General features: G+C 44.1%; 1 pseudogene. It reads left to right on the top strand.

Annotation, left to right across the window (positions count from 1 at the left end):
- A pseudogene (locus AC3XQU_RS23430) lies at positions 1–331 on the top strand (hypothetical protein); the annotation flags it as partial.

The following is a 331-nucleotide window of genomic DNA, read 5'->3' on the forward strand; positions in this document are numbered from 1 at the left end:
ACACCTATCTATTTTCTCAAGGTTTTGTTTAAAGATAATGTGATTGCTGAGTCTAACATTGATCGAGTTTTTAGTGAGTCAGATCGTAGGGCTCTCGCACTTTCGGTTTTTTGGGCTTCTTTAATCGGTCAAACAGAAGCTGAGCTCGCTGGGTCTATCGTAGTGTTCGATGACCCTGTTACCTCATTTGACTCCAATAGAGTAGGGGCGGTTCATCGTGGGATTATTAACTTGGCGGCAGAGGTTCGGCAGGTCATCATTTTGAGCCACTATGAGCAGGGGGTGGCGGACTTATTAGTTAAGCACAAGAAAAATAAGCCGCTCAGTTTTT

The sequence above is a fragment of the Telluria sp. AZSoR62 genome, from assembly GCF_058111565.1.